The following is a 6,027-nucleotide window of genomic DNA, read 5'->3' as shown; positions in this document are numbered from 1 at the left end:
GTGTGGAAGTGCAGTAATGCATTAAGCTAACTGATACTAATTGCCCGTACGGCTTGTCCCTATAACCTTAGCAGGTTATGGTGAATAAGAAGTACGTTGAAACGTTCGTTGATACAACAACTTCATTACCCCAGTATTTAATACTGATTACTTACTTCTCCAGATTCAGGGCGACGCGCATCGGCGCGCAGCCCAGTACAAGTCAATGCCTGATGACCATAGCAAGTTGGTACCACCCCTTCCCATCCCGAACAGGACCGTGAAACAACTCTGCGCCGATGATAGTGCTGCAACCAGTGTGAAAGTAGGTTATCGTCAGGCTAGTTATATAAAGAAGCCCCTTCCAATGATTTGGTCGGGGCTTTTTTTCGTCTGTTTCATCTGAACGAGGAAGATTGGTTGGACCAATCAGGCCGACTCGATTCTGCTGACCACGTAATCAATGTGCGCCTGCATGGCGGTGCGCGCCGCTTCCGGCCGGCGCGCGCAAATCGCCAGGCAGATGGCGCGGTGCTGCTGCAGGAGCTGGCCCGAGACTTCGGCGTCGAGCGCCCGCAGGCTGGAACCGTTCAACGTAATATGCTCGCGCAGGATGCCGAGCACGCTCGCGTGCAGATGCAAAAACATGCTGTTGTGCGAGGCCAGCGCTATCGCCTCGTGCAGGCGGGCATCGATCGACGCCTCGACCGCCTGGTCGTCGCCGATGCGGGCCTGTTCCAGACTAGTCAACAAATTGCGGATCTTCCCGTGTTCCTCGTCATTCCCGCGTAGCGCCGCATAGTAGGCCGTTGCGCCTTCCAGCACCCGCCGGAATTCCAGTACATCGGCCAGCACGGCCGGATGGTCGGTCACCAGCTGCCCCCAGGGCGAAGCCGTGCTGGTGCGCAGCTGGTCGCTGACGAATACGCCGGCCCCGCGCCGGCTGCGCAACAGTCCCCGCGCCACCAAGCGCTGCAGCGCCTCGCGTATGGTGTTGCGCGACACCTCATATTGCTCCGCCAGTGCGCGCTCGGAAGGCAGGCGCGCGTTGGCCGGATAAGTGCCGTCCAGCAGCGCCGTCTCCAGCTTGCGCAATACTCCCTCGACCAGTCCGCTTGTTTTCATGTTGACGATTCCTCTGTTGTCGCTACTGGTCCAACCAATTTGCGATGGCTTCGATGCACGGGAATTATGGTGCTTGTCCGACGAATAAGCAAAAACAGAGGAGACCTCACATGCAAGCGCGACACTATCCGCCCGGCCCGGACCTGGCCCATCCACACGTCTACCTGTTCGGCACCTGCGTGATCGACTTGTTCATGCCGGAAGCCGGGCTCGATGCCGTGCGCCTGCTGGAGCGCGAAGGCCTGACGGTGCATTTCCCGCGCGGCCAGAGCTGCTGCGGCCAGCCGGCCTACAGCAGCGGCAATCCTGAACAGGCGCGCGCGGTGGCGCGGGCACAACTTGATCTGTTCGCCCAACCGTGGCCGGTCATCGTGCCCTCCGGGTCCTGCGCCGGCATGATGCGCCACCATTGGCCGGCGCTGTTCGACGACGATCCGCGCGCCGCCGCCCAGGCGCGCGAGTTGTCCGAGCGCGTCTACGAGCTGAGCGAATTCCTGCTGCACGTACTGCATGTTGATTTTTCCGAGGCGCGTCAGCAGCCGGACGAGCAGGTCGTGCTGCACACCTCCTGCGGCGCGCGGCGTGAGATGGGCACGCGCGCCCACGGCGTGGCCTTGCTCGACGCGCTGCCCGGCGTAACGCGCGTGGAACACGCCCATGAGTCGGAGTGCTGCGGATTCGGCGGCACCTTCTCCCTCAAGCATGACGACATTTCCGGCGCCATGGTCAGCGACAAAATCGCCGCCGCCTGCGCCACGGGGTGCGAACGGCTGGTCTCCGCCGATTGCGGCTGCCTGCTCAACATCGGCCACGCCGCCAAGCGGCAGGGCGCGCCGCTGCAGGTGGAGCACCTGGCCAGCTTCCTGTGGCGCCGGGTCGGAGCGGCGGCATGAGCGCGCGCGAACTCATACTGGGCAAGCTGCTCGCCGCCGCAGCGGCTCCCGGCACCTCCATACGCGAACTGGAAGACCGCATCAATACCCATCATGCGCGCGGCCCCTTGCGCGGAGCGTCAAGCAGCGAGCTGGCCGACACGCTGGAGCGCGTGATGACGTCGGTGCGCACCGAGGTATGGCGCGTCGATGTCAACAACTGGCCAGCGCTGCTGGCGCAAAAACTCGCGGCCGCCGGCGTCAGCAGCCTGCTGCTCGATACCGCCGGTGCCGAAGGCGGTGCGCTGGCCGCAGCCTTGCCAATCGACGTGCGCACGCTGACGTTCGACCGTCCGCTGGAAGAATGGAAGGACCAGTTGTTCGCCGACGTGGACGCCGGCTTCACCGTGGCCCGCTCGGGCATCGCCGCCACCGGCACGCTGGTGCTGGCGCCGGATGCGGGCTCGCCGCGCACGGTGTCGCTGGTGCCGCCGCTGCATGTGGCGCTGGTCTATGCGAGCACGCTGCATGCGGACCTGCATGCAGCGATGCACGCCGAAGCCTGGAACGCCACCATGCCGACCAATCTGGTTCTGGTGTCCGGTCCATCGAAGACTTCGGACATCCAGCAAACGCTGGCCTATGGCGCGCACGGTCCGCGTGCGCTGTGGGTGTTCATCCTCGACGACGATGCAGTGGAGGCGACAGCATGAACGCCCCTTTAAAATTCATGCCCCCGGCCGATTTTCGCGCCCGCGTCAGCGACGCGCTGCAAGACAGCAAACTGCGCGACAGCATGCGCGGCGCGATGGACTTCTTGCAGGACAAGCGCCGCGCGCAATTCCCCGACAGCGACGAACTGGAACAGCTGCGCGATCTGGGGGAAGCGGTGCGCCAACACGCGCTGGCCCATCTGCCGGAATTGCTGGTGCAGTTCGAAGCCAACTTGCAAGCGGCCGGCGCCCAGGTGCACTGGGCCGCGTCCGCCGACGAGGCCAACGCCATCATCCACGACATCGCCCGGCGGCGCGGCGCGCGCAGCATCATCAAGGGCAAGTCGATGGCCAGCGAAGAGGTGGAGCTGAACCACTACATGGCGCAGCAAGGCATCGACTGCATCGAATCCGACATGGGCGAATACATCGTCCAGCTGGCGGGCGAGAAGCCATCGCACATCGTCATGCCGGCGGTGCACAAGACCCGCGCCGACATTGGCGCGCTGTTCGAGCAGCACATCCCCGGCATGCCCTACAGCGAGGACGTCGACACGCTGATCCAGGCAGGCCGGCGCGCGTTGCGCCAGGCCTTTGCCGACGCCGACATCGGCCTGTCCGGCGTGAACTTCGCGGCGGCCGATACCGGCACTTTGTGGCTGGTTGAAAACGAAGGCAACGGCCGCCTGTCGACCAGCGTGCCCGATGTGCACATCGCGTTGATGGGCATCGAAAAAGTCGTGGCAAAGCTGGAGCATATCGTGCCGCTGGCCAGCCTGCTGACACGCTCGGCGACCGGGCAGGCCATCACCACCTATTTCAACCTGATCACCGGACCGCGCCGCGCCGGCGAAATGGACGGGCCGCGCGAACTGCACGTGGTGCTGCTCGATAACGGCCGCACCCAGGCCTATGCCGACGAGCAGCTGCGCGCCACGCTGCAGTGCATCCGCTGCGGCGCCTGCATCAACCACTGTCCGGTGTATGCACGGGTGGGCGGCCATGCCTACGGCACCACCTATCCCGGCCCGATCGGCAAGATCATTTCACCGCACCTGCTGGGGCTCGAAGCGACCGCCGACCTGGCGACCGCTTCCAGCCTGTGCGGCGCCTGCGGCGAAGTGTGCCCGGTGCGCATACCGATACCGGCGCTGCTGGTGCGCCTGCGTACCGAGGCCAATCGCGATCCGGCGCAGAAGGTCGAGCATGCGCTGCGCGGGCAGGGCGCCAGTTTCAGCCGCAGCGAACGGCTGGTGTGGCGGTTCTGGAGCGGCGCCTTCGCGCGGCCAGCCGTGTATCGCTGGTTCCGCTGGGCCGCCACCCGGCTGCGCGCGTTCACGCCGCGCAGCCAGCTGGGATGGACCAGGCACCGCGAACCGCTCAAGCCGGCCGCGCGCAGCCTGGCCGACCTGCTGCGGGAAAGGGGGCAGGCCGAATAGCGTTGCAGCGGCGCCTGGCCATGGGGTGAATAATTTTCACCGCTGCGGCCAATTCATTTCATCTTTTCGTACCACCGAAAGCCAGCACCGCGCCTTTACACTCGTCGCATCTTTTAGCTCTACAGAAAATACTTGTACTCTTGGAGGAGACCGCAATGCAAACCTGGAATCAGATTTACGCGCCGCTGGGCAGCTTGGGGCTGTCGGCCCTGGTTGCCGCCATACCGATCATTTTCTTCTTTCTCGCGCTGGCAGTGTTGCGCATCAAAGGCCACGTCGCCGCCGCCGTGACGCTGGCGCTCGCGCTGGCCGTCGCCATCTTCGCCTATGGCATGCCGGTGCCGCAGGCGCTGGCCGCGGCGGGCTACGGCTTCGCCTACGGCCTGTGGCCGATCGCCTGGATCATCGTCACCGCGGTGTTCCTCTACAAAGTGGTGGACCGCACCGGCCAGCTCGATATCATCCGCGCCTCGGTGCTGTCGATCACCGACGACCAGCGCCTGCAGATGCTGCTGATCGGTTTTTCGTTCGGCGCCTTCCTCGAAGGCGCGGCGGGCTTCGGCGCGCCGGTGGCGATTACCTCGGCGCTGCTGGTCGGCCTGGGCTTCAATCCGCTGTACGCGGCTGGCCTGTGCCTGATCGCCAATACGGCGCCGGTGGCGTTCGGCGCGATGGGCATTCCCATCATCGTGGCCGGCCAGGTCACCGGCATCGACGCCATGCAGATCGGCGCGATGGCCGGCCGCCAGCTGCCGCTGTTGTCGCTGCTGGTGCCATTCTGGCTGGTGTTCATGATGGACGGTAAGCGCGGCATCAAGGAAACCTGGCCTGCCGCGCTGGTGGCCGGCGGCAGCTTCGCCGTGACGCAGTACATCACCTCGAATTTCATCGGCCCCGAACTGCCGGACATCACGTCCGCCCTGGTCAGCCTTGGCTCGCTGACGGCGCTGCTGAAAGTGTGGCAGCCGGCCAGCGCCAAAGCCGGCGCCCGCAGCACCATTTCCATGGGCGGCGGCACGGCGGCGATGGCGACCTTCGGCGGCGGCGCTGCCACCGGCGCGGCACCGCGTGCCCGCAAGCAGTCGCCATACAGCACCATGCAGACGGTGCGGGCGTGGGCGCCGTTCGGCATCCTGACCGCCATCGTCACCGTATGGAGCCTGCCGCAGTTCAAGGCGCTGTTCGCCGGCAGCGGCGCGCTGGCCGGCACCGTGATGAAATTCCATGTGCCGTATCTGGACCAGATGGTGGTCAAGATGACGCCTATCGTGGCTGCACCCAAAGCCTACGAGGCGGTCTTCAAGCTGGACCTGCTGTCGGCGGTCGGCACCGCGATCCTGCTGTCGACCCTGGTCTCGATGGCGCTGCTGCGCTTCAAACCCCTGGCCGGCCTGCGCGCGCTGGTCGACACGGTGGTTGAACTGCGCCGTCCCATCCTGTCCATCGGCCTGGTGCTGGCGTTTGCGTTCGTCGCCAACTATTCCGGCATGTCCTCGACGCTGGCGCTGGTACTGGCCGGCACCGGCGTCGCCTTCCCGTTCTTCTCGCCGTTCCTCGGCTGGCTGGGCGTGTTCCTGACCGGATCGGATACTTCATCGAACGCTTTGTTCTGCTCCCTGCAAAACACCACGGCGCACCAGATCAATGTATCCGACACCCTGCTGGTGGCGGCCAACACCACCGGTGGCGTGACCGGCAAAATGATCTCGCCGCAGTCGATCGCCGTCGCCTGCGCCGCGACCGGACTGGTGGGGCGCGAATCCGAGTTGTTCCGCTTCACCCTCAAACATAGCCTGCTGTTCGCCACCATCGTTGGTATCATGACTGTATTGCAGGCGTATGTATTCACGGGGATGGTGCCACACTGACGCCTTCTCCCAGCCCTGCCGAGGGTTTGTG

General features: G+C 64.9%; 5 protein-coding genes and 1 rRNA gene. 5 read left to right on the top strand and 1 reads right to left on the bottom strand.

The window, feature by feature from the left end:
* Window positions 1–208: 208 nt before the first annotated feature.
* A 5S ribosomal RNA gene (rrf, locus tag AC1RMD_RS27095) occupies window positions 209–321 on the top strand.
* 87 nt (window positions 322–408) lie between these two features.
* On the opposite strand, the gene AC1RMD_RS27090 is transcribed toward rrf, so the two are convergent.
* Window positions 409–1,104 (bottom strand): FadR/GntR family transcriptional regulator, encoded by a 696-nt coding sequence (locus AC1RMD_RS27090; RefSeq protein ID WP_492931255.1) that lies wholly within the window; start codon window positions 1,102–1,104, stop codon window positions 409–411.
* A 110-nt stretch (window positions 1,105–1,214) separates the two neighbouring features.
* Between AC1RMD_RS27090 and AC1RMD_RS27085 the strand changes: the two genes are divergently transcribed.
* The 4 genes from AC1RMD_RS27085 to AC1RMD_RS27070 all read left to right on the top strand — a co-directional run bounded on the left by AC1RMD_RS27085 (window position 1,215) and on the right by AC1RMD_RS27070 (window position 5,996).
* Window positions 1,215–1,997: a (Fe-S)-binding protein gene (locus AC1RMD_RS27085; protein WP_492931253.1), complete on the top strand. Its 783-nt coding sequence runs from the start codon at window positions 1,215–1,217 to the stop codon at window positions 1,995–1,997.
* Window positions 1,994–2,689, top strand: coding sequence for a LutC/YkgG family protein (locus AC1RMD_RS27080; protein ID WP_492931251.1), 696 nt, complete (start codon window positions 1,994–1,996; stop codon window positions 2,687–2,689). The genes AC1RMD_RS27085 and AC1RMD_RS27080 overlap by 4 nt, the downstream gene beginning before the upstream one ends.
* On the top strand, window positions 2,686–4,128 hold the full coding sequence (locus tag AC1RMD_RS27075) for a LutB/LldF family L-lactate oxidation iron-sulfur protein (protein ID WP_492931249.1): 1,443 nt from the start codon (window positions 2,686–2,688) through the stop codon (window positions 4,126–4,128). Before AC1RMD_RS27080 ends, AC1RMD_RS27075 begins: the two co-directional genes overlap by 4 nt.
* Before the next feature lie 155 nt (window positions 4,129–4,283).
* Window positions 4,284–5,996, top strand: coding sequence for a lactate permease LctP family transporter (locus AC1RMD_RS27070; protein WP_492931247.1), 1,713 nt, complete (start codon window positions 4,284–4,286; stop codon window positions 5,994–5,996).
* Window positions 5,997–6,027: the final 31 nt, after the last annotated feature.

It is taken from the genome of Duganella sp. GW822-FHT06D06 (genome assembly GCF_058799615.1).
Note: the sequence above shows the minus strand (reverse complement) of the source record. Positions and strands in the feature narration are given on the sequence as shown.

Bases quoted from the DNA above. Each gene is read 5' to 3' on its own strand.
- AC1RMD_RS27090 (WP_492931255.1), bottom strand. From the start codon at position 1,104: ATGAAAACAAGCGGACTGGTCGAGGGAGTATTGCGCAAGCTGGAGACG.
- AC1RMD_RS27070 (WP_492931247.1), top strand. From the start codon at position 4,284: ATGCAAACCTGGAATCAGATTTACGCGCCGCTGGGCAGCTTGGGGCTG.
- AC1RMD_RS27085 (WP_492931253.1), top strand. From the start codon at position 1,215: ATGCAAGCGCGACACTATCCGCCCGGCCCGGACCTGGCCCATCCACAC.
- AC1RMD_RS27080 (WP_492931251.1), top strand. From the start codon at position 1,994: ATGAGCGCGCGCGAACTCATACTGGGCAAGCTGCTCGCCGCCGCAGCG.
- AC1RMD_RS27075 (WP_492931249.1), top strand. From the start codon at position 2,686: ATGAACGCCCCTTTAAAATTCATGCCCCCGGCCGATTTTCGCGCCCGC.